General features: G+C 41.7%; 20 protein-coding genes. 1 reads left to right on the top strand and 19 read right to left on the bottom strand.

The genetic code is table 11. From position 1 onward, the window contains the following. Positions 1-50: 50 nt before the first annotated feature. The 19 genes from Q0307_RS07760 to Q0307_RS07850 form a co-directional block, all read right to left on the bottom strand. Positions 51-1,379, bottom strand: coding sequence for a polysaccharide deacetylase family protein (locus tag Q0307_RS07760; protein ID WP_298659037.1), 1,329 nt, complete (start codon positions 1,377-1,379; stop codon positions 51-53). Between the two features lie 55 nt (positions 1,380-1,434). After that, positions 1,435-2,241: a hypothetical protein gene (locus Q0307_RS07765; RefSeq protein ID WP_298659040.1), complete on the bottom strand. Its 807-nt coding sequence runs from the start codon at positions 2,239-2,241 to the stop codon at positions 1,435-1,437. A 144-nt stretch (positions 2,242-2,385) separates the two neighbouring features. Continuing rightward, entirely contained in the window at positions 2,386-2,889 is a 504-nt protein-coding gene (locus Q0307_RS07770; protein WP_298659042.1) for a hypothetical protein, read from the bottom strand. 311 nt (positions 2,890-3,200) lie between these two features. Then, complete coding sequence (locus Q0307_RS07775) at positions 3,201-4,241, bottom strand: hypothetical protein (RefSeq protein ID WP_298659045.1); 1,041 nt, start codon at positions 4,239-4,241, stop codon at positions 3,201-3,203. Between the two features lie 75 nt (positions 4,242-4,316). Next, on the bottom strand, positions 4,317-4,808 hold the full coding sequence (locus tag Q0307_RS07780) for a hypothetical protein (protein WP_298659048.1): 492 nt from the start codon (positions 4,806-4,808) through the stop codon (positions 4,317-4,319). 228 nt (positions 4,809-5,036) lie between these two features. Continuing rightward, positions 5,037-6,053 (bottom strand): hypothetical protein, encoded by a 1,017-nt coding sequence (locus Q0307_RS07785; protein WP_298659051.1) that lies wholly within the window; start codon positions 6,051-6,053, stop codon positions 5,037-5,039. 10 nt (positions 6,054-6,063) lie between these two features. Beyond that, positions 6,064-6,603 carry a hypothetical protein gene (locus Q0307_RS07790; RefSeq protein ID WP_298659054.1) on the bottom strand — a complete coding sequence of 180 codons (540 nt, stop codon included), beginning with the start codon at positions 6,601-6,603 and terminating at the stop codon, positions 6,064-6,066. 311 nt (positions 6,604-6,914) lie between these two features. Then, complete coding sequence (locus Q0307_RS07795) at positions 6,915-7,955, bottom strand: hypothetical protein (protein ID WP_298659045.1); 1,041 nt, start codon at positions 7,953-7,955, stop codon at positions 6,915-6,917. Positions 7,956-8,030: 75 nt separating this feature from the next. Beyond that, positions 8,031-8,522 (bottom strand): hypothetical protein, encoded by a 492-nt coding sequence (locus tag Q0307_RS07800; protein WP_298659048.1) that lies wholly within the window; start codon positions 8,520-8,522, stop codon positions 8,031-8,033. A gap of 228 nt (positions 8,523-8,750) precedes the next feature. Then, complete coding sequence (locus Q0307_RS07805) at positions 8,751-9,767, bottom strand: hypothetical protein (protein ID WP_298659051.1); 1,017 nt, start codon at positions 9,765-9,767, stop codon at positions 8,751-8,753. Further along, positions 9,768-10,562: a class I SAM-dependent methyltransferase gene (locus tag Q0307_RS07810; RefSeq protein ID WP_298659057.1), complete on the bottom strand. Its 795-nt coding sequence runs from the start codon at positions 10,560-10,562 to the stop codon at positions 9,768-9,770. Next, a complete protein-coding gene (locus tag Q0307_RS07815; protein WP_298659060.1) occupies positions 10,562-11,827 on the bottom strand; it encodes an oligosaccharide flippase family protein in 1,266 nt (421 codons plus the stop codon). The genes Q0307_RS07810 and Q0307_RS07815 overlap by 1 nt, the downstream gene beginning before the upstream one ends. Before the next feature lie 44 nt (positions 11,828-11,871). Next, the gene (locus Q0307_RS07820; protein WP_298659064.1) at positions 11,872-13,020 is read right to left on the bottom strand and encodes a DegT/DnrJ/EryC1/StrS aminotransferase family protein; all 1,149 of its coding nucleotides are present in this window, start codon (positions 13,018-13,020) and stop codon (positions 11,872-11,874) included. Then, on the bottom strand, positions 12,995-13,576 hold the full coding sequence (locus Q0307_RS07825) for an acyltransferase (RefSeq protein ID WP_366936766.1): 582 nt from the start codon (positions 13,574-13,576) through the stop codon (positions 12,995-12,997). Before Q0307_RS07825 ends, Q0307_RS07820 begins: the two co-directional genes overlap by 26 nt. Before the next feature lie 2 nt (positions 13,577-13,578). Beyond that, complete coding sequence (locus Q0307_RS07830) at positions 13,579-14,631, bottom strand: Gfo/Idh/MocA family oxidoreductase (RefSeq protein ID WP_298659066.1); 1,053 nt, start codon at positions 14,629-14,631, stop codon at positions 13,579-13,581. A 2-nt stretch (positions 14,632-14,633) separates the two neighbouring features. Next, the gene (locus Q0307_RS07835) at positions 14,634-15,935 is read right to left on the bottom strand and encodes a nucleotide sugar dehydrogenase (protein WP_298659069.1); all 1,302 of its coding nucleotides are present in this window, start codon (positions 15,933-15,935) and stop codon (positions 14,634-14,636) included. 260 nt (positions 15,936-16,195) lie between these two features. Beyond that, on the bottom strand, positions 16,196-17,833 hold the full coding sequence (locus Q0307_RS07840; protein ID WP_298659071.1) for a bifunctional sulfate adenylyltransferase/adenylylsulfate kinase: 1,638 nt from the start codon (positions 17,831-17,833) through the stop codon (positions 16,196-16,198). Between the two features lie 18 nt (positions 17,834-17,851). Continuing rightward, positions 17,852-19,195 (bottom strand): O-antigen ligase, encoded by a 1,344-nt coding sequence (locus Q0307_RS07845; protein ID WP_298659074.1) that lies wholly within the window; start codon positions 19,193-19,195, stop codon positions 17,852-17,854. Further along, entirely contained in the window at positions 19,195-19,647 is a 453-nt protein-coding gene (locus Q0307_RS07850) for a hypothetical protein (protein WP_298659076.1), read from the bottom strand. The genes Q0307_RS07845 and Q0307_RS07850 overlap by 1 nt, the downstream gene beginning before the upstream one ends. Positions 19,648-19,894: 247 nt before the next feature. On the opposite strand from Q0307_RS07850, the gene recC reads away from it, so the two are divergent. Then, positions 19,895-23,053, top strand: a complete 3,159-nt coding sequence (recC, locus tag Q0307_RS07855; RefSeq protein WP_298659079.1) for an exodeoxyribonuclease V subunit gamma — start codon at positions 19,895-19,897, stop codon at positions 23,051-23,053. Positions 23,054-23,079: the final 26 nt, after the last annotated feature.

Genomic DNA, 23,079 nt, shown 5'->3' on the forward strand with positions numbered 1-23,079 from the left:
CATAGTTTTAAAATGTTTTAAACATGGTAAAATTTTCAATTTATTATTGACTATAAAGCAAGCATATTTTGATAAAGCTGCTTAGCTTTCCGATGGGCAAAATAGCTATTGTGCCAAAGCAAAGTGAATTGCCCGCCCACTTTTCGACAGATTTCTTTGAGATTTAAAAAAGTATTTAAGGCTTGCTCACTGTAACCTAAACCCATGTAGTTCTCAGCAATAATTGAAGATTCCATTACAATCAAAGGCCGAATACGCAGATTTAGCATTTCTTGTTTGACCGGATCGAAAGCGGGGTACTCAAAACAAGTACCACAACGAAATCCCGGACTATCTGCGTAACCCAGCGTGCTGTCATAGTCCATGCCTGCTTGTTCCCATGCTTGTAGAGTGATCGCTTGTTCCCAACGCAGATAATGCATTCTACCGCCCCATTGTGCTTGCTGGATCCCTTCTTCGGCACAGATTTTTTTTAAGCGTTGTGCTTCAGTGATGATAGCTTGGGGAGTTTGGTAAGTGTTATAGCTTGGATGTAGACCAATTTCATGACCACGCTGATGAATATGGCGTATAAGCGCACGGATAGCAGGATGCTCAGGTTGGTAATCTGCATCGTGAGAAGAATTTCCCCCACAGATAAAGTAAAATGCGCTGGTTAAACCATAGTGGTCAGATAGGTTCATCAGCCAATCAAAGGTATTATAGGGGTCTTGTGGGTGCAGAGTTTGTTGAGTGTTAAGGCGAATCCAAGGTGCAATCAGTAAGCTCTTAAAATCGCGTTTTTTAATAAGATCACTGCCTATGAGGCGCATAAGGGTGTTAGGGGGACAAAAGCCATAGAGGCTAGGTTTATCGACATCATGCGATACTTTCATGCTGAATTGAGGTTGCTTTAATTCAAGCTCGGGCCAAGTACGTTGAATAACCTGCCCTAAGATCGCTAGCCATTCATCGACAATGGGGCGTTCGAGATAGTGATGCTTATAGGCATGAGACGCGGTAGCTGGGAAACGCCCATGCTGGTCTAGGTTCGTACTACCTATTTCTTCTTGCCGCGTGAGCATCCAGTAAGCAAGGCCGAGAATGTCGTAGGCAATGCTGTAATGAGAGTCAAGTTTGCTGATCAGTGGGCTAGGGAGTTTGCTAACACCCGGTGCGGGTAGAGGTCGTTTCAATAGGGAAGGCCAACCTTCTGTAGTACTTTCCCAATAGGTACAAGTTAAGTTTTTTTGAGCTTGAAAAAAGCAGTCGCTTAAAGGTGGTAGCTTGATTACCGCCGTTTGTGTGGGGAGAGTAAGCTGTAGTTGCCCATCAGCTTGAGTGTGTAAGCGAAGCTCCGGCTGGAAGCGCTCTTTTAATAAGCATTCCAGCCAATACAAGCAATAGTTATGCCTTTGTGTAGACACACTTAATATCAATGTCTAAAAATAAAGCTTATTGAGACGGTGTTTTGGGGAAATCGTCAGCATTGCCTACATATAAATCCATACCACCTTGCGGGGTTTGCTGGGTGATGATGGTGCGATCTGTCCCATCAACTGGAAAAGTGCCAGATTCCATTAATACCAGCATAGGATCCAGCAGTTCACCCTTACTGCCGCGTAAGTTAGCTTGACTAAATTGAAAGCGACAGAGGGTGGAACCACACTCTATCTTAGGAGGGGAGCCGCCAATATTGGCCGTCGCTAAATAAGACTCAAAGCTACTACTAATTTGGCTGGTTTTTCCGGGGTCTGCGGTAGCTGTAATGGTAGAGGCTAGCTGTTGTTGTTGTTGTTGTTCTGCTAATGCTTGTTGCTGTTGGATCTGTTCCTTGCTCATCCCCGCGTAAGGATCGGGTTTGGGCGCTGGCTCATCCTTTGCCTGATTAGGGTTGGCTAACAAGGCGGCTAATTGTTGTTGTAAATCAGCTAACTGCTGATCAACTTTAGCCAAGCGATCCTCCGGTATCGCAGTTGGAGTTGCTGTAGTCATCGGCTGGGCGGCCGTCGGTACAGCCGAGGCTTGGTTCTGTAATTGAGTAGTTTTAGAATCCAACCGACTAACTTCTGTATTGAGCCGTTTCAGATTATTTTCGAGTGTTGAGAGAGATGCCGATTGTTGTTTGATCCCCTGCAATACCTGATCCATCTGACTAGTATCCGAAGGCGCTGGGGTAGGCGCGAGCCATTTGACTACTATCGCACTGACTACCACCGTCGCTAACAATAATCCGATAACATAGGAAGTATTTTTGAACATAAAGGTTTTGCTCTGAAGAATGCAATGAAAAATAGCGAAAAAATCAAGCAGAAAATAGTTGCTGTTTAAAAGATCAAGCCCCAAAACTGGGGCTTGAGTCTATAATTACGGCACTAAGAAATAGTACTCGATCTACTGTAACTATTATGGGTTAACAATAGAGTGTAACATCTGGCCAGTATACAAGTAGCAACCAATCGTGTAGGTTTTAGTTGCGTCAACTGGAAAGTCAGTAGCACCTGATGGTGTGATTTCTGCTGCTGTTGGACCTGCGCTCGAGCCAGCTTTCCATGCTACTTTTCTATTAGCAGTACCAGTAGAAGTCAATGACTGTGCAGCAACATAGCAATTATAAATATCTTTAACAGCATCCACAGGGATGTCTAAATTGAAAGTAGTCTTTAAGTTATGGCCTACACCACCACCTACACCTTCACCTGGGCAATGAACCCAAGCACTTGTTACGCTTTTCAGTGTACTCCAATCCGGTGTAAAACTAGTATCTTGTGAAGGATAGTAAGCCTTACAAGCGGTTCCTGCAGTAACAGTCTTTGTAGTAGTATCATATGCCATAGCACCACTGCTCGCTAATAAAGAACCACCCATCAGAACAGCAGCTGTTAGAGCTGTTAAATTTAATTTTTTCATTTCAGAATATCTCCAAAAACATCTCAAATCAGTGACACCCCCAGAAACTAGAGACGTCGTTCCTAACCCAAACGAAGGCTACACTACTTAAAACCAATAGTCTAGCTTCGTCTGACTATACTATAAAGTAAACTAACATGTTGTGTTAACTATTTACGTAACGATAGTCTACAGCGTACTAAACTGTTGTAGCATTACCACAGTGGGCAGTTTAATACAAAACTTAAGCGACCTACAACTGTCTATTGAGTTTTGAACAAAAAATTTTATTTAGTTTTATAAATCAGTGAAAGTACTTACAAAATTAGCGTTTAAGCTAAAAAAGCGAGCTTTGACCAAAACCGGCGCACCAGTGTGAAAACAGAGGTTCTAAGAGGTGGCCAAATGAGGGTTTTGCGTCTGGCCAGAAAGCGTCTTTGCGTATAGAGCCTTAAAATCTGCCAACGTCCGGTGAGTATTGCTTTTGTGAAATAAAGCCCGTCAATCCAAACAATATTCTCAAGAATTTGATGTTGCTGATCAGCGATGGAATCCAAGGCAAAATACCGTTTGACTAAACCATTGCCGCTTGCCAGAAAAATCGCATGTTGCATCCAAAAGCGTGGATTCAACTCAAGTATGACGACCTCTCCCTTTGCAACCATAAACTCCAGCTCATAAGGCCCCACAAATGCTAGAGCGTCTAGAACTTGTGTAGTTTTGGTAAGCAAGTCCCATTGATCAGGAATCGTTTCTACCATAGCCGCACAACTGAGCCCTTGATGATGGGATAACAAGCGTTTGACGATAGCGGTAGTGTTGCGGGAATGATTTTGACTATCATGGAAACCACAGACCGATATATTCTGATGATCTTGGTCTCCCAACCATTCTTGGAAAAAAAAAGCTTGGTAGGATAAGCCCATTTTAGTAACTTGTTGCAAGTGTTGCTGAACATCGTGCTCCGAACGGCAAATCCAGCCTCTAGGCAGTTTAATGCTTCCTTGCCAAGAATGTTTAGCTTTTAGCAAGCAGGGAAAAGCGGGGGGGGGCTTATCATCAATCGCCCATTGTCGTAAGCCTGCAGGTAAGTCTTTGTTAGAGGCTAGCCAAGCAGCGAAAGCCCATTTGTCATCCAATAAAGAAGGTGGAAATTGTGGCGGCAAGAAACGCCCTATCAATTGCCCCTGTAAAGCCTGACCTAAGGTATGCTCTTCTGTAAATAATAACCATGCCTGCTCATTATCAGGAGTTTGGTAGGGAATCGGATAACTTGGATTTTCCTCAGTGGTAAACACCTCAATATTCAGAGCTTTAGCTGCCTTGTAGAGAGTATAAGCATTGATGGAGGCGGTAAACGTATAAGCTTTCATTACTAATCATCAAAGCCTTTAAAGTGATAGCAGCTCAGCGCACTAGCGAGGTAATAAAACCTTTCTTCATTTAGGTCATTGTCTACCAATAGAGTATAAGCTATGAGCTGTGTACAAGTAGCAACCGGTGGTAAGCGTTTTATTCTCATCAACTAGAATAGAACCATTAGGCCCCCCCCCATCCGTATCACCAATTTCAACCACAACAGGCCCCACGCCTGAACCTATTATCCAGATTACTTCTTTAGTAGAGCTGTCAGCAGTTGCATTCTGTGTAGCAATATAGCAATTAAAGATATGTTTTTCCGCACTAATGGGTATGTCTAGATTGAAAATAACCACGTTGCCAGCAGCTACACTGCCACCTATATCTGGACAATGAAACCAAGTATTAGCCGTGCTTTTAACACTATTCCAGTCAGGCTGTAGGTTAAGCTTTTGATTAGGATAATAAGCTTTACAAGCTGCTCCCGCAGCTATCCTGTCGAGCGATGCCATCCCGCTTCCAATAAACGTCAAGGGACTAATCATCAAAACAGCAATTATTAGGTTTTTTAAATTTTTCACTTTAGATTCCTTCCTAAAAGCATTATTAAATTAATCCTGAATTAGCTTTCTAGGAATGCTATTTATAAAAAAAACTATTAATTAAATTTAATATTTAAATCCATGATTGCATTAGCATAAAAACCAGACAAGTATCTCAAGCATTAACACACAAATGATTATAGCATATTAAATCACTGTGCTCACCGTCAAATATTGTTTGAGCAAAGTCTGTAGTTTACGGTTTCACTATTGATCATCAAAGCCTTTAAAGTGATAGCTCGGCGTGTTGGGGCGCTCACTGTAGTTTGGGCGGTCATGGCTAGCATAAGGTGCCTTTTTTTTGAGCTGCGCGGTAGCAGATTTAGCCAAAATATAAGGAGCTGACAGATAGAAGGGAGTTGGTTGGGGAGTAATCAAGCCTTTCTGCAAATAACGTTGTTTGCACCACTGATAGTATTTGCTAAACCACAGACCTGCAGTAGCGACGGCAATCTGTAGTTTGGTAGCACCACTGTGTGCAAAGGTATAGGGAAACTGTTGACAATAGGAATACTCAAAAGTGCTAGGGTAGTCTTGTTCAACCAAGTAAGAATCGGCCGGTTTGTTACCTATGCTGAAAATTGGCTTGATGATTCGTTTAACAAGCTGCTTAACTATACCTAACTGCTCAAAATCTGTTGCAGCACTCAATAAGGGGTCGTCGAGATTACTAATGACTACAGCGCCCATTACACTAGGAAATGCCTTGTTGTTGAAGCTAGCCATAAGGACAATTTGCTGGTCTAGATCAGCATGACTTAACTGTTTCAGGCGGGAAATACCCTGAGATAGGTCTATGAATAAGGTAACATTATTTTGAGTACGCCAGTTTTTACCTTCAGGAGAAAAAGCCCAAGATAGACCTCCTTCAGCACCCATAATTGGGGCTAAGCAAAGTATTAGGGAGACTTGGTCTTTTGCGTGTTGCTGAATAGCTTGAATGGAAGGCTCAAAATATTTATCAGTCGGGTAACTGCATATATGAACGCCTGCTTCTTGGAAAGCTTTGTGTACAACATTGCAAATATAATCGGGTAGAAGGGCGATAGTATTTTCTTTTTTACATGCTAAGGCCATGCGGTATAAAGCAACACGTCCTGAGAAGTAGAACCGAGTGGGCAGTAAAAAATTATGGATATTTAATGCTTTCTGAAAAAGCAATACTATTACCTTGTAGGGAAGCAAAGCCAATAAACTACCTAACACATATTGGCAGATGGGCATTTAAATTTTCCTAAAAACCAATACTTTCTCGCGGAATAGTCAGCCCAGATGGGTTAACAATAGAGTGTAACATCTGGCCAGTATACAAGTAGCAACCAATCGTGTAGGTTTTAGTTGCGTCAACTGGAAAGTCAGTAGCACCTGATGGTGTGATTTCTGCTGCTGTTGGACCTGCGCTCGAGCCAGCTTTCCATGCTACTTTTCTATTAGCAGTACCAGTAGAAGTCAATGACTGTGCAGCAACATAGCAATTATAAATATCTTTAACAGCATCCACAGGGATGTCTAAATTGAAAGTAGTCTTTAAGTTATGGCCTACACCACCACCTACACCTTCACCTGGGCAATGAACCCAAGCACTTGTTACGCTTTTCAGTGTACTCCAATCCGGTGTAAAACTAGTATCTTGTGAAGGATAGTAAGCCTTACAAGCGGTTCCTGCAGTAACAGTCTTTGTAGTAGTATCATATGCCATAGCACCACTGCTCGCTAATAAAGAACCACCCATCAGAACAGCAGCTGTTAGAGCTGTTAAATTTAATTTTTTCATTTCAGAATATCTCCAAAAACATCTCAAATCAGTGACACCCCCAGAAACTAGAGACGTCGTTCCTAACCCAAACGAAGGCTACACTACTTAAAACCAATAGTCTAGCTTCGTCTGACTATACTATAAAGTAAACTAACATGTTGTGTTAACTATTTACGTAACGATAGTCTACAGCGTACTAAACTGTTGTAGCATTACCACAGTGGGCAGTTTAATACAAAACTTAAGCGACCTACAACTGTCTATTGAGTTTTGAACAAAAAATTTTATTTAGTTTTATAAATCAGTGAAAGTACTTACAAAATTAGCGTTTAAGCTAAAAAAGCGAGCTTTGACCAAAACCGGCGCACCAGTGTGAAAACAGAGGTTCTAAGAGGTGGCCAAATGAGGGTTTTGCGTCTGGCCAGAAAGCGTCTTTGCGTATAGAGCCTTAAAATCTGCCAACGTCCGGTGAGTATTGCTTTTGTGAAATAAAGCCCGTCAATCCAAACAATATTCTCAAGAATTTGATGTTGCTGATCAGCGATGGAATCCAAGGCAAAATACCGTTTGACTAAACCATTGCCGCTTGCCAGAAAAATCGCATGTTGCATCCAAAAGCGTGGATTCAACTCAAGTATGACGACCTCTCCCTTTGCAACCATAAACTCCAGCTCATAAGGCCCCACAAATGCTAGAGCGTCTAGAACTTGTGTAGTTTTGGTAAGCAAGTCCCATTGATCAGGAATCGTTTCTACCATAGCCGCACAACTGAGCCCTTGATGATGGGATAACAAGCGTTTGACGATAGCGGTAGTGTTGCGGGAATGATTTTGACTATCATGGAAACCACAGACCGATATATTCTGATGATCTTGGTCTCCCAACCATTCTTGGAAAAAAAAAGCTTGGTAGGATAAGCCCATTTTAGTAACTTGTTGCAAGTGTTGCTGAACATCGTGCTCCGAACGGCAAATCCAGCCTCTAGGCAGTTTAATGCTTCCTTGCCAAGAATGTTTAGCTTTTAGCAAGCAGGGAAAAGCGGGGGGGGGCTTATCATCAATCGCCCATTGTCGTAAGCCTGCAGGTAAGTCTTTGTTAGAGGCTAGCCAAGCAGCGAAAGCCCATTTGTCATCCAATAAAGAAGGTGGAAATTGTGGCGGCAAGAAACGCCCTATCAATTGCCCCTGTAAAGCCTGACCTAAGGTATGCTCTTCTGTAAATAATAACCATGCCTGCTCATTATCAGGAGTTTGGTAGGGAATCGGATAACTTGGATTTTCCTCAGTGGTAAACACCTCAATATTCAGAGCTTTAGCTGCCTTGTAGAGAGTATAAGCATTGATGGAGGCGGTAAACGTATAAGCTTTCATTACTAATCATCAAAGCCTTTAAAGTGATAGCAGCTCAGCGCACTAGCGAGGTAATAAAACCTTTCTTCATTTAGGTCATTGTCTACCAATAGAGTATAAGCTATGAGCTGTGTACAAGTAGCAACCGGTGGTAAGCGTTTTATTCTCATCAACTAGAATAGAACCATTAGGCCCCCCCCCATCCGTATCACCAATTTCAACCACAACAGGCCCCACGCCTGAACCTATTATCCAGATTACTTCTTTAGTAGAGCTGTCAGCAGTTGCATTCTGTGTAGCAATATAGCAATTAAAGATATGTTTTTCCGCACTAATGGGTATGTCTAGATTGAAAATAACCACGTTGCCAGCAGCTACACTGCCACCTATATCTGGACAATGAAACCAAGTATTAGCCGTGCTTTTAACACTATTCCAGTCAGGCTGTAGGTTAAGCTTTTGATTAGGATAATAAGCTTTACAAGCTGCTCCCGCAGCTATCCTGTCGAGCGATGCCATCCCGCTTCCAATAAACGTCAAGGGACTAATCATCAAAACAGCAATTATTAGGTTTTTTAAATTTTTCACTTTAGATTCCTTCCTAAAAGCATTATTAAATTAATCCTGAATTAGCTTTCTAGGAATGCTATTTATAAAAAAAACTATTAATTAAATTTAATATTTAAATCCATGATTGCATTAGCATAAAAACCAGACAAGTATCTCAAGCATTAACACACAAATGATTATAGCATATTAAATCACTGTGCTCACCGTCAAATATTGTTTGAGCAAAGTCTGTAGTTTACGGTTTCACTATTGATCATCAAAGCCTTTAAAGTGATAGCTCGGCGTGTTGGGGCGCTCACTGTAGTTTGGGCGGTCATGGCTAGCATAAGGTGCCTTTTTTTTGAGCTGCGCGGTAGCAGATTTAGCCAAAATATAAGGAGCTGACAGATAGAAGGGAGTTGGTTGGGGAGTAATCAAGCCTTTCTGCAAATAACGTTGTTTGCACCACTGATAGTATTTGCTAAACCACAGACCTGCAGTAGCGACGGCAATCTGTAGTTTGGTAGCACCACTGTGTGCAAAGGTATAGGGAAACTGTTGACAATAGGAATACTCAAAAGTGCTAGGGTAGTCTTGTTCAACCAAGTAAGAATCGGCCGGTTTGTTACCTATGCTGAAAATTGGCTTGATGATTCGTTTAACAAGCTGCTTAACTATACCTAACTGCTCAAAATCTGTTGCAGCACTCAATAAGGGGTCGTCGAGATTACTAATGACTACAGCGCCCATTACACTAGGAAATGCCTTGTTGTTGAAGCTAGCCATAAGGACAATTTGCTGGTCTAGATCAGCATGACTTAACTGTTTCAGGCGGGAAATACCCTGAGATAGGTCTATGAATAAGGTAACATTATTTTGAGTACGCCAGTTTTTACCTTCAGGAGAAAAAGCCCAAGATAGACCTCCTTCAGCACCCATAATTGGGGCTAAGCAAAGTATTAGGGAGACTTGGTCTTTTGCGTGTTGCTGAATAGCTTGAATGGAAGGCTCAAAATATTTATCAGTCGGGTAACTGCATATATGAACGCCTGCTTCTTGGAAAGCTTTGTGTACAACATTGCAAATATAATCGGGTAGAAGGGCGATAGTATTTTCTTTTTTACATGCTAAGGCCATGCGGTATAAAGCAACACGTCCTGAGAAGTAGAACCGAGTGGGCAGTAAAAAATTATGGATATTTAATGCTTTCTGAAAAAGCAATACTATTACCTTGTAGGGAAGCAAAGCCAATAAACTACCTAACACATATTGGCAGATGGGCATTTAAATTTTCCTAAAAACCAATACTTTATAGTCAGCCCAGAAATGCTTCCCCAAGAGGGCAAGTAATTTTTCACCTAATAAGTAGCGCTTCTTAAGATGTTCTCCTGTGTAATCTGAATTAGCGAGCCACTCTCTAAAAGGCCAGAACAGTATGCCTGATTTTTTTTCTAAGACTAAGCCTTTGCCAGAAAAATAGTTTATCACATCCTGGCTACCATACTTTGCTCTAGCTAAGTAATTCCAGCGGTGAAATGGATCGATCATAATAAGTAACCCATTTGTAGCTAGCATTTCTGATGCGTAGTGGAGTGATTGCTCAAGCTTACTGATATCACGAATGGCTGAGTAACACCCTGATGACAAGATAAGAGAATAGGGTTGCTCACTATAATAATTCTCTGCTTCGCAAGCGATATAATTAATTTGGACGCCCGCGTTTTTAGTTGTTGCCACAGCGATCATTTCTGGAAAATCAACCGCATCAACTTTAAGAGTTGGGTTCATGCGGGTGATCATGCTGGCAACAACCCCTATTCCACAGCCAATGTCTAACACACTAGCTTGGGGTACAAGCTGCTTAAAATATGGCTCTAGAATTGTTTGTTGATCTTGGCGATAAAGGCTGTTGTATTCCTGATTAGTCCATAGTACTGCAGCCTGATCAGGATCAGCTGCACGCTTCTTCCAATATTGTGATGAATCATAATTATGATAGATAAATAACTTACGAAAACGAGCTACAAGTCGTTTTACAGATTCTGGTGTGTATTTTTTAGCGACTGTAACATAAGACATTAATAGTGTTTTCCTGATAACCAATATTCTACAATTCCATCGACCAAATAAAGTGTGATATTAATTAACGCAAATAGATATAAAATAAGCTCGATGGATGGTTTTTGATAGAAAGCGTAAAAAAATAAGATAGTTAAAGCAACAAGTCGGACACAATGCCAGATAAAAATATATCTGTTAGCTCCAACGACTAAAGCACCCTTATCAATAGGTGTGAAGATAAACTGAACATAGGCCGAAATAATCAAAATCTGAGCATACTCTCCAGCAATACGCCAAGACTCTCCGAATAGTAAAGCAAATAAAGTAGGCGCAGACGCATACAATATTAATGATGGTAACAATGCCAAGCTGGACGTAGCAATGAGGGTTTTAAGAAAGATAGTACGGAATTCACCTTTTTGGTTATATTCTTCGGCGATTTTCTGACGATAGACATCACCGATGGCACTTGCAACTAGAGTAGTTGGTAGGCTGACTAATCGAAAAGCTAGAGAAAAAAAACCAGTTGCTGCTAGCGAGTAGACACTGCTGATTATCAAGAGCGGTATTTGCTGTGCAGTTACCCCAATCAGTTGTGAGGGAGCAATGTATTTAGGATGAGATGAATAACGCCGTGCTAGCTGCAGTTGTGCTTGAAAGTCGGTTTGTTTGAAAAGCGTTTTATTATGTTCCCATAGTTTTCGACCTATCCAACTGGTAAAGATCAAATTGGAAAAAACGCTGCCTATTAATAACCCGCCGCTTACCTTACTTAAACCAAAACCTATCTGTGTGCTAGCAGTCAGTAGTGATTGTTGCACCCGGTTAATGGCTATTATTTTGTACTTACTAAGCCGATTATACCAAAACTGGAGGGTGCTGAAGACACCGCTGGCTAACACCGATAGTGGCAGTAGATATAGCCAAAGCGCTAACTGCTCATGACCAAGCGCTACTGTTATATCACGACCAAACAAAGTGATAGGAATAAACAACAGAGCACTGATGAGTGTACATACCTTTAAGGTTAGTATGACGAGGTTAGCAGCATCAAGATGGTTATCAGGTAAAGTAATGGCCAATTCAAAACGCATAGTGGCGATTACAGAGAGTACTGTGACACAAGCTACATAAATAGCTAATAAACCAAACTCATCAGGTCTATAAATCCGGGTTAAGACAGGGCTAACCGCAATTGGGATTGCTTGTGCTATCACTGTACCAGAAAATAGAATAGCTACACTCTTGGCAAAGTGGCTAGACTTTATTCGCTTAATGAGCATTTGGAGTTAGAGGATAGGACAATATTTGAACCTTAAACCGCTAGTCAGTCGTAAGATGTGAGCTTGTTTGTGGATATTATCTCAACAACTCTTGCTTGATCTGCTAGGCTTAAATCTGCTCCCATTGGCAAACTCATCACTCGTTGCGCTATCTCTTTGGCGACTGGTGTGTGATCTTTATTACATAAATGCTGATAAGCAGGTTGATTATTCAAGGGTACTGGATAATGCACTGTTGTTGGAATTCCCGCCGCCCTAAAGTGTTTTTCTATCTGCTCACGCTCATCTACTAAGACTGTATACTGTGCAAACACACTCGTCCGATCGTCACGTTGCTGCACCCGTTGAATCTCAGCTTGATCCATTAGCTGATTATATTGTTGTCCAATAGCAAGACGCTGCTCCACTTCCCAATCAAACCGTTCTAGCTTTGCTAGTAATATTGCACATTGTAGTGTATCCATTCGCCCCCCCACACCGACTCGTGTATGGTAATAACGTCGGCTTTGTCCATGTACACGAATCTCTTTGCAAGCTTGAGCGATTTGATCATGATTAGTAAAAATCGCTCCACCATCTCCGTAACAACCTAACGGTTTACTCGGAAAAAAGCTTGTACATCCTATTGTAGAAAGGTTACAACTTTTAATACCCTTATATGTAGCTCCAAAACTTTGTGCTGCATCCTCAATAACGGATAAATTATACTTAACAGCAATTGTGTTAATTTCATCCATATTTGCAGGTTGGCCATACAAACTTACTGGCATAATAACTTTGGTTTTATGTGTAATCTTTGCTTCAATCAAATTCACATTGATGTTACAAGTATCTGGTTCAATGTCGACAAAAACTGGTTTCGCGCCTAGTAACACAATTACTTCAGCAGTTGCGACAAAGGTAAAAGGTGTAGTAATTACTTCATCGCCTGGTCGAATCTCTAAAGCCATCAAACTAATCAACAAGGCCTCGGTACCACTAGCGACAGTGATACAGTGTTTGGCGCCTGTATAGGCAGTTAGGCGGTTTTCAAGTTCAGCAACCTCAGGCCCCATAATATATTGACCATGTGTCAAAACTGCATCAATACGCTGTTTAATTTGTGCTTCTAGAACTTTGTATTGTATTCTTAGATCAATAAAGGGAATTATGGATTGGGTCATATGATTAGGAGACTCTTTTGCATTGGCCATTATGGAGTTGATAAGTTTGCTTGGTATGTAAGCATACTGCAGTGTATTCGCCACTTAGTGGTAAATCTAATTTCTCGCCATACTCACTCATCCAGCCAATCTGCTTGGCTGGTACTCCAACCATAAGTGCATAAGCAGGTACATCTTTATTCACCACTGAACCTGCACCGATAAACGCATACTCGCCAATGGTGACACCACAGACTATGGTGCAGTTTGCGCCTAAGGTTGCCCCACGTTTGACTAAAGTATTGCGATACTCGTTTTTTCGTTCGATCAAAGCGCGTGGATTATATACATTGGTGAACACCATGCTAGGGCCGCAAAATACGCCTTCTTCTAGTATCACATTGTCATACACTGACACATTATTTTGTATCTTGCACTGATCGCCAATTAATACATTATTGCCAATAAACACATTTTGTCCAAGAGAAACATCGCTACCAATACATGCACCACCACAAATATGTACCCAGTGCCAAACCCGACTGCCTGCGCCAATTTTCGCTCCATTATCAATAATTGCAGTAGGGTGAACAAAAATATCAGACATGGCTAATACTCCAAAGGCAAAGAAATTGTTTTGCCATCCCGCGCTGAAAGATAAGTAGCAATAAGCAGCTCTAGTGATTTTAAACCTTCACGCCCATCGGTTTCTGGCTCAGCTAGACCACGCATCACATTAACTACATTTCTATAATACAGAGGGTGACCAAAACCATAAACAGAAGTTGTTTCATAATTGGCACTCTGAATTTGTTCATCATAATCACATGGTTTGTCAAAATTCCAAATTTGAATGTCATTGACAGCTACACCACCAATACGAACCGTTCCGTTCTCACCTAAAATCGTGATAGAGCCTTCTAAGTTTTTAGGATAGGTAAGCATAGTGACGCTCATAGAACCCAAAGCACCATTACGCCAGCGAATATTCATCACCCCGGTATCTTCTACTTCAATATCACGAGTTGTACTAGTCATGGCCTGTACTTTTTCGACAGGACCAATTAGCCAATCTAGTAAATCGACATAATGGCTCGCTTGGTTCATAAATGCCCCACCATCAAATTCCCATGTACCACGCCACCCATTACCTTGATCATAGTAAGATTGGGGGCGCGTCCAAAATACGTTGAGGTGTACCAGATGAATCTTACCAAAGCGCTTTTCCTCTATACTCCGCTTTAGTAGTTGTAATGTAGTATTGAGACGATTTTGTTTGACAACAAATAACCGCACACCTGCATCATCACATGCTTTAACCATGCGTACACCATCAGACCAGCGAGTTGCCATAGGCTTTTCTGTAATGACATTAATCTTATATTTGGCTGCTAAAATAGTCTGTTCAGGATGAAGACCACTAGGCGTACACAACACAACTAGATCAAGGTTGTGTTGTTGGAGCATCGTTTCCATATGTATATAAGCTGGAATACCATACTGTTCAGCATAAGGAGCTGACTGATTCGGGGCAATATCACAAATTGCGACTAATTCTAAATCCTGTAGATGCTTTTCTATAGATGCGAAATGATTTTTGGCAATTCGCCCACAACCTACAATAGCTATACGAATTTTACGTTCAGAAATAGTTAGAAACATAATTAGAGACGCCATGTAGTAATATGAAGAGCTTCTAAGGCTTGGGTGTCGTAGAGAGATTTTACATCTGCAATAACAGGCTTATTACCACGAAGTAAAGAGTGTAATACTTGGGGGGTCAACTGTACAAATTGATCATGAGCAACTGCTACAATTAAAGCATCTACTGGAGTCTGTGGTTTTAAGTCAGTAAGTGTAAGTCCGTTGTACTCATCTGCCACCTCAACAGGATTAGCCCATGGGTCACTAACTACTGGAATAACACCAAAGTCCTCTAACTCCCGTACAATGTCTATGACTTTTGAATTGCGAATATCAGGGCAGTTTTCCTTAAAGGTTATTCCTAATACTCCTACGCGTGAACCATTAGGATTAACACCGTTTTGAATCATTTTTTTCACAGTAGTTCTCGCTACATAACGTCCCATATTGTCATTAATACGTCGACCAGCAAGGATTACTTGAGGAATATATCCAAGCTTTTCTGCCTTATCAGTAAGGTAATACGGATCAACACTAATACAGTGTCCTCCTACTAAACCAGGACGAAAAGGCAAGAAATTCCATTTAGTGCCAGCTGCTTCAAGTACACTTAAAGTATCAATTCCCATTCTAGAAAAAATAATACTTAGTTCATTCATAAGTGAGATATTTAAATCACGCTGAGTATTTTCAATAATTTTTGCTGCTTCCGCGACTTTAATGCTAGGGGCTTTGTGCGTTCCCGCCTTAATGATTGTTTTGTACAAGTCATCTATAAAATCTGCTGTTTCTGGAGTAGAACCAGAGGTGATTTTCTTAATAGTAGTCAGTCGATTAACTTTATCTCCTGGATTAATCCGTTCAGGTGAATAGCCAGCAAAAAAATCTTTATTAAAAGTTAGTTTAGATACTCTTTCAATAAGTGGTATGCAATCCTCTTCTGTTGCGCCAGGATAAACAGTAGATTCATAAATAACAATGTCACCCTTTTTAATAATTTTGCCAACACTTTCGCTGGCTTTAAGTAGTGGGCTTAAGTCAGGCCTTTTATGCTCATCTACAGGAGTAGGAACAGTTATGATAAAGATATTTGCTTGTCTTAAGTGTTCCAGTTGGTCGGTATAGGTTAAATTTTTCGATGCTTTTAGTTCTTCAGTTGTCACTTCTAATGTGCGATCGTTACCAGCGTTTAATTCTTGTATACGATTTTGGTTTATATCGAAACCAATGGTGGTTATGGTTTTACCAAACTCAATTGCCAACGGCAAGCCTACATAACCTAATCCAATAATAGCTATGATTGATTTGTTAACTAGTTTCATGATTTTTATATATATTTAAAAAAATAAATTGAAGAAATGTCAAAGAATTAAATATAATGAATTTTTTAAAAAATTTTCTATTGGAATTGGAAATTAATTAATTCCATAAACAGTGATAATACGTTTTTTCACTGTGCAAACGTCTACTTTTACACAACCACTCCCAGAGGCTCGATAAGTCAATACGATGCTATTTTTTTTGGTACTGCACTTGCCAATCTGGGACTACATGATCAAATTTTAAAATGAATTTTTTATAATTAGTTCTTAATAAAACCCAAGCGCTCCAGCGTTAGTAAAATCTTATGCGCACATGCGTCTGGAGTATTTTGATTAGTATCTAGTTTAAGCTCAGGGTATTCAGGTATTTCGTAGGGATCATCAATTCCTGTAAAGCCCTTAATCAAACCCGCTCGCGCTTTAGCATATAAACCCTTTCGATCACGCCGCTCACATTCTTCTATCGGTGTGGCTACATGAATCTCTATGAAACCACCGTGGTTTTCAACAAGCTCACGGACTTCACGCCGCACCGCTGCATAAGGAGCAATGGGTGCACAAATTGCAATACCACCATTTTTAGTGATCTCGCTTGCCACAAAACCAATCCGGCGGATATTTAAATCGCGATGCTCTTTAGAAAAGGTCAATTCACTTGACAAGTTTTTTCTAACCACATCCCCATCAAGTAAAGTCACTGGACGCCCGCCCATCTCCATCAGTTTGACCATCAAGGCATTGGCTACCGTCGATTTTCCAGAGCCTGACAAGCCGGTGAAAAAAACAGTAAAACCTTGCTGATGGCGGGGTGGATAAGAGCGCCGCAATTCTTTGATAACAGAAGGGTAGGAGAACCAAGCAGGAATATCTAAGCCTTCGCGTAAACGCCGTCTGAGCTCAGTGCCGGAAATATTTAAAACCGTTTCTCCCGATTGTACTTCGGATTCGGGTAAATATTCTGCACGATCTTGCACATAAACCATATTCTCAAAACTGACGATCTGGATGCCTATTTCTGCTTCAAAAGCTTTGGCCAGTTCTTGGGCAGCATAAGGCGGGTAAAAATCTTCACCTAGGCTATTCTTGCCAGGACCTGCATGATCACGACCAATAATGAAATGGGTACAACCATAGTTTTTACGAATCAAAGCATGCCAAACGGCTTCACGTGGCCCCGCCATCCGCATCGCTAAATGGAGTAAGCTCAGAAATGTGGTCTGTTCGGGATAATACTTAAGAATTTGCTCATAACAGCGCACGCGGGTGAAATGGTCGATGTCACCGGGTTTGGTCATGCCAACCACAGGATGTAACAGCAAATTAGCCTCTAACTCACGTGCCGCTCTAAAAGTGAGTTCTTGGTGAGCACGATGCATGGGATTGCGAGTTTGAAAAGCGACTACCTTGTGCCAGCCGAGTTTTTTAAAAAGTGCTTTGAGTTCAGCGGGTGTATGCCGATGCTGACGATAATCATAGTGCTGGGGCAGCTCAATACTTTCCAGTGTTCCGCCTAGGTAAACCGAGCCTGCTTGGTGATAAAGGTAATAGACAGCAGGGTGGGCTGGATCATCACTACCTAAGACTTTTTGTGCTTCAAGCTGTTTATCAGGTGTCCAGATTGACTCGATATGCAGATGGGCAAGCAAAACCCCTTCGGGATCACGTAACTCGATAGTTTCGCCGACTTCGACTTGTGCTGCGAAAGAGCTACTAACATCTAGGGTGATGGGCATCGGCCATAAGCGACCATTAGCCAAACGCAGGGTATTAACCACGCTGTCGTAATCCGACTGGTTTAAAAAGCCTTGCAGCGGAGCAAAAGCGCCACACAGTAGCATTTCTAAATCGCATAATTGTCGAGCCGTTAAATCCCAACTGGTTTTATGGTGTTTGTTCATGCTTCACGATTGATTAGTTTAAGTTAGTTGTTCTTTATGCAGGAAAACACCAAATAAGAAAGCAAAGAAAATGGCATTAGCAGGCGTATGCAGGCCAAAATCTGTGAAACTATACAGTAGCGCTAAAAGAATACCGACTCCAGCACCTGTTTGTAGGAGTTTGAAGCCCGAGGATTTATCTTGCCATAATTGCCGCCAACGCCGTATATAAAAAAACATTAATAGACAGATTATTAGTAGCCCAAAAATCCCCATATCTAGCATTAACTCTATAAAATCATTATGGGTGTGATTCACGAAGGCATTAATAGTAGTGGGCTGATACAGTTGATAAACCTGTGGTGTGGTTCCAGGTCCTGAACCAAGCGGAAAGAAGTTTTGAATGGCCTCAAAAGTGGTGCTGTATAAAACCCATCTTAGATCCCCTAAGGCCGCCTGCGGCGCTAAACGATCTACATAAGTAATGGTCACAATTTGTTGCAGCACATTGAGCTGGATCACAATCGCTAAAATTAATAAGACAAAGCGCAAGGCAAAAATAGGTGCAGCTACTTTTTTGCGAATCTCTGGGGTTGTCATTGCCCAAAACGATAAAAGAATACTTACTATTAATAAAGCAGCTCCCATTCTTGACGTAGTCAGTAGGGGGGTAAAAGTGAGTGCCAGTGAAATGAGGCCGAACAAAGTAGCTAAAATAATTTTAAGAGTTATACCTAAATTTTGACTCAGAATAGCCATCATCATCAAGCCAATCGCTAAAGGTTCAACCATTTCCATAAAGGCTACCAAATGGTTTTGGTTAATATAAGTTCCTAAAGGAACACCACCTGACCAAACTCTAAAGAATAAATCTTGATCTTGAATAAAATATTGTCCCATGCTGAGTATTGCCTGACTGAAAGCGGTCAGGAGTAAAACTAAGATGAGCCATGTAACTTTGCGTGCAGGTAGGCTAATTGCAGTAAGAAATAGCGCTAGTGGGGCTAGCAAGGCAAGTAGGCCTGCTATCGTGCGAATGGGAATTAAGGAGAGTGCTTGGTAGCTCCAAGCACTATAGCTAGTATTAAGCCAAGCTAGATGTTCTGCATAAAAAGTGCGCCCCGGTAATTGCTCCCGAACTGCATGAGGTAAAGGAATTAAATACGCTAAAGCGCATAATAAGCTTCCGACTAAAAACCACCTGATAGGCTTTTCTAAACGATCTTTAGCTAAATTACCCCAAAAAATAATCAGTAATAGTGCAATACCTATCAGCTCCATCGTCATTAGTGCTAAAGAGGTTTTACCACTGCGGAATAGGGGGGCAAAAATAATTAATCCTGAGGCAATTAAAACTAATAAATTTTCCTGAAAGGTACGCATTAGTTCTTACATCCTTTAGGTAATAATTTTAAGCCTTTTTCAGTTTGCCCACGTTCTTTCCAAAAGCGTACCAAGCTCAAATTGGTCGAGCAACGACTCGGCCAAAGTAATTGAGCACGTTCGGCCATTCGATCAGCTTCCATCGTTTTACCTTGACGCAGGTAAATAAGTGCTAATTGAGTAGCGGCACCACCATGGGTGGGGTCACGTAGTAAGGCAGTAGTGGCTGCTTGTTCAGCTTTGTTCAAGTTATTACCCAACAAAGCACGTTCAGATACCGCTACTAATTGATCGGCGCCCAAGACCCTCCATTTATCGGTTAGCGCACTAGGCGGTGTTTTCGACTCTACGAAATCATAGGGCACGATGCCGCCCAAACAAAAAGCTACACTTAGCCATGCAAGGCCGCAAGCGATTAATAAACTGACTGTTTTTCTTATAAAAGATGGCATAATTCGGGGACGCTACCGCCCTACCGTGAGCATGACAGTATCAAAAATAAAATAAAATTAAGGAGTTGGGGTAAGGTTTGTTGTTATAAGAATTGCTCAGAGCCAACAGCACTGCGAATTGTCTAGAAAACTGCAGTTAATAGCAAGGTAGGATTGCATGTCGTGAGTCTGCAACATGAAATTGCCTCAGTTAAGCACTAGGTTATGGCATAATCTAGATTGATTTTCAGTGATTGATAGACTTCTTATGCTTTATTTGCATCATAGTAATCGCCTTGAAACTTTAGCAGCCAGTTTTGCTGAGCAGTTAACAAAAACCAAAGCAGATCCCTTTAAAGCTATCTCTGTGGTTGTGCAAAATGCAGGGATGGGGCGTTGGCTATCTATGCAGTTGGCGCAACTGACTGGAGTTTCGGCTAATCTCGCTTACTTGTTCCCGGCAGAGCTAACTTGGGATTTACTACGAAGGGTATTAACAATTGCCGATCACAATCCTTGTGCTATTGAGGTCTTACGTTGGCGTTTACTACAAGAGCTTTTGTGTAATCCCGAGCAGCATCAAGCTTATTTAGGTCATTATTTACAAGCTGGTCAAGATGATAGCGCTTGGCAGTTAGCACAACAGCTTGCTGGGGTGTTTGATGGCTATCTATTTTTTCGGCCTGATTGGGTACATAACTGGGAGCGCCAAACCACAACCGTAAATTGGCAGGAAAAACTCTGGAAAATAGTGATTGGTGAGCCACAACTAGAACATTGGGTCAATTTACAAAGTCATTTTATTCAAGAGTTGGATCATATTTCTACTGAGCTGTTACCCTCACAGATTATTTTCTTTTCTATTCCGGCCTTGTCACCTGCTTATATTGAGTTGATTGCTAAAGTGGCAGAGCGCGTCGATATTCATTTTTTTATGATGAACCCCTCCATGCATTATTGGGGGGATATCGAATCGAATAAGCGACGGATGCGATATAAACCAACCGAACAAGACTATGTAATGGTAGGTAACCCACTGTTAGCTTCTTGGGGCATTCAAGGCCGTGATTTTATCGAGATTATCCGTAATTCCGAACCTTATCCGCAGGAATTAGAGTATTTTCTAGAGCCAGATATCGCAAGCAGATTACATATCCTACAAAATGATATTTTGAATTTAGCAGATGTCCCTAAACATCAAGATTTTTCTGAGATTCTCAGTCAGCAGGATCAATCCATCGCTGTTCATGCTTGTCATTCCGCCCTGCGCGAAGTCGAGGTGTTTTACGATCAGCTATTGGCCATCTTAGAGCGTCATCCTGATTTAACTGCTGCTGATATTGTAGTGATGTCGCCCGATATTAATACCTATGCACCGTTTATTGAGTCAGTGTTTGGTGCTTCTGCTGTTCGTTTACCGTATAGCATTGCCGATCAGCGCTTATCGCAAGCGATGACGATTAGTGCAGCTTGTGCGCAATTGTTGGAGCTACCCCAAGGGCGATTTGAGGCTGAGAGTGTATTTACATTATTGGCATATGCAGAGATTCGTGAGCATTTTAGCTTAGATGAAGCCCAAGTCCAGCAATGCCGTGAATGGGTCAGGGCGGTTAATATTCGTTGGGGCGTGGATGCAGAGTTTCGCCAACAATTCACGCGCCAAACCACCTTTGAACATACGTGGATGTATGGCCTCGATCGTTTATTGCTGGGCTTTGCTTTACCCGGTGGGCAACTTTTGGGTGGTGTTTTACCTTACAATGAATTAGAAGGTAGCCAAGCTTTAATCCTAGAGCGCTTCCAACAGTGTTTGCATATTTTATTTTCAATGTCGAAATGGGCGAGTCAACGCGCGAGTTTAGAGGATTGGGCAAGCCGCTTTGGCAAGATGGTGGAGCAGCTTTTCCCGCGTGAAGCTGAAACTCAAACGGTGTTTCGGGGGATTGATAAGGTTTTAACGACTGCACAACAGGCTGAGTTTACAGAAAAGGTCGCATGGTCGGTATTCAAATCGGCTTTACGCCGCGAGCTAGAGCAAACTAGCCAAGAGTCAGGATTTTTAGGGCAGGGGATTACTTTCTGTAATTTGATGCCGATGCGTAGTGTACCGTTTCGAGTTGTTGCTTTGTTAGGCATGCAAGATGGTGGCTTCCCACGTCAAGATACTCGCCTGAGTTTTGATTTGTTAGCGGCGGACAAAAAGCGTAAAGGGGATCGTTCACGGCGCGAAGAGGATCGCTATTTATTCTTAGAGAGCTTGCTATCAGCACGGGATTATTTCTACATCAGTTATGTAGGGCAAAGTATTCAAGATAATAGTGAGTTAATGCCTTCAGTACTGGTGAGTGAGCTACTCGATTATTTAGAAAAGCGTTTTGACCTAAACGCGGATAAGTTTATTGTACGTCATCCTTTGCAGGCTTTTAGCCCACGCTATTTTCAAGCAGACGATAGACTATTCACTTATGCTCAAGATTATCTAGCTTTGCAGCAGCAAGATGCTGAGAAAAAAATTACGAGTTGCTTCTGGGATTGCGAAATTTTACCCGAGCCTGATGAATCGTTACGGCAAGTTAATTTAACTGAATTAATTCATTTTTATCGTAATCCAGCCCGCGTTTTTTTACAGCGTCAATTTGATTTAAAGATTACTGAAACCGCTGAGGACTTAGCAGAGCGTGAACCTTTTGCTTTAGAAGCTTTCGCGGATAGTTTGATGAGTGAGCAAGCCTTAAAACATTTACAGCAGGGCGGTGAGTTAGCGCAGATGCAACCACTCTTGCGTGCTCAAGGTTTACTACCACATGGCAAACCGGGTGAATTGCTGTTTGATGAGCAAATGGAACAAGTTCAAGCGCTGTTTGAGCGCTTACCCCAACTGGTTGAACAGCGTACACTTGATTTGAATCTAAAGCTTGGGTCATTTAATGTGCAGGGGCAAATTTCTGGCGTGAGTCCTGTTGGGATTCAGGTTTATCATTTTGGGCATTTGGGTGTCTGGCAGTGGGTGAGCCTCTGGATTCAACATCTTGCTTTGAATGTTTGTGAGCGCCCACCACAGTGGTCAGCAGTCACTCAGCTTTATACAGTAGATAAGATTTGGCAGCTCACTGAAATTCCTGATGCAATTGAGGAGCTAAGCACTTTGCTGGAAGGTTATTGGCAAGGTTTACAGCAACCTTTACCTTTCTTCCCTAAATCAGCATGGAAGATGGCAGAAAAAGGGGGCAATGCAGCTTTTGATACTAGGCTGCGCGAGGGACAAAAAGAATGGATAGGCAATGATCATCATCCTGGCGAAGGTAGTAAGTCTGAGTATCGCTTGCTCTATCGGGGGCGAAGTCCGCTAGAAGAACGGCCATTGGATTGTATTGAATGGGCACAACGAGTTTTTGGACGTTTGATCGCCCTACGCAAAGAGCTATAAGCTGTCTAGCCTATAGCTTTGCTGGC

Source organism: uncultured Thiothrix sp. (assembly GCF_937873765.1).
GTDB lineage: Bacteria > Pseudomonadota > Gammaproteobacteria > Thiotrichales > Thiotrichaceae > Thiolinea.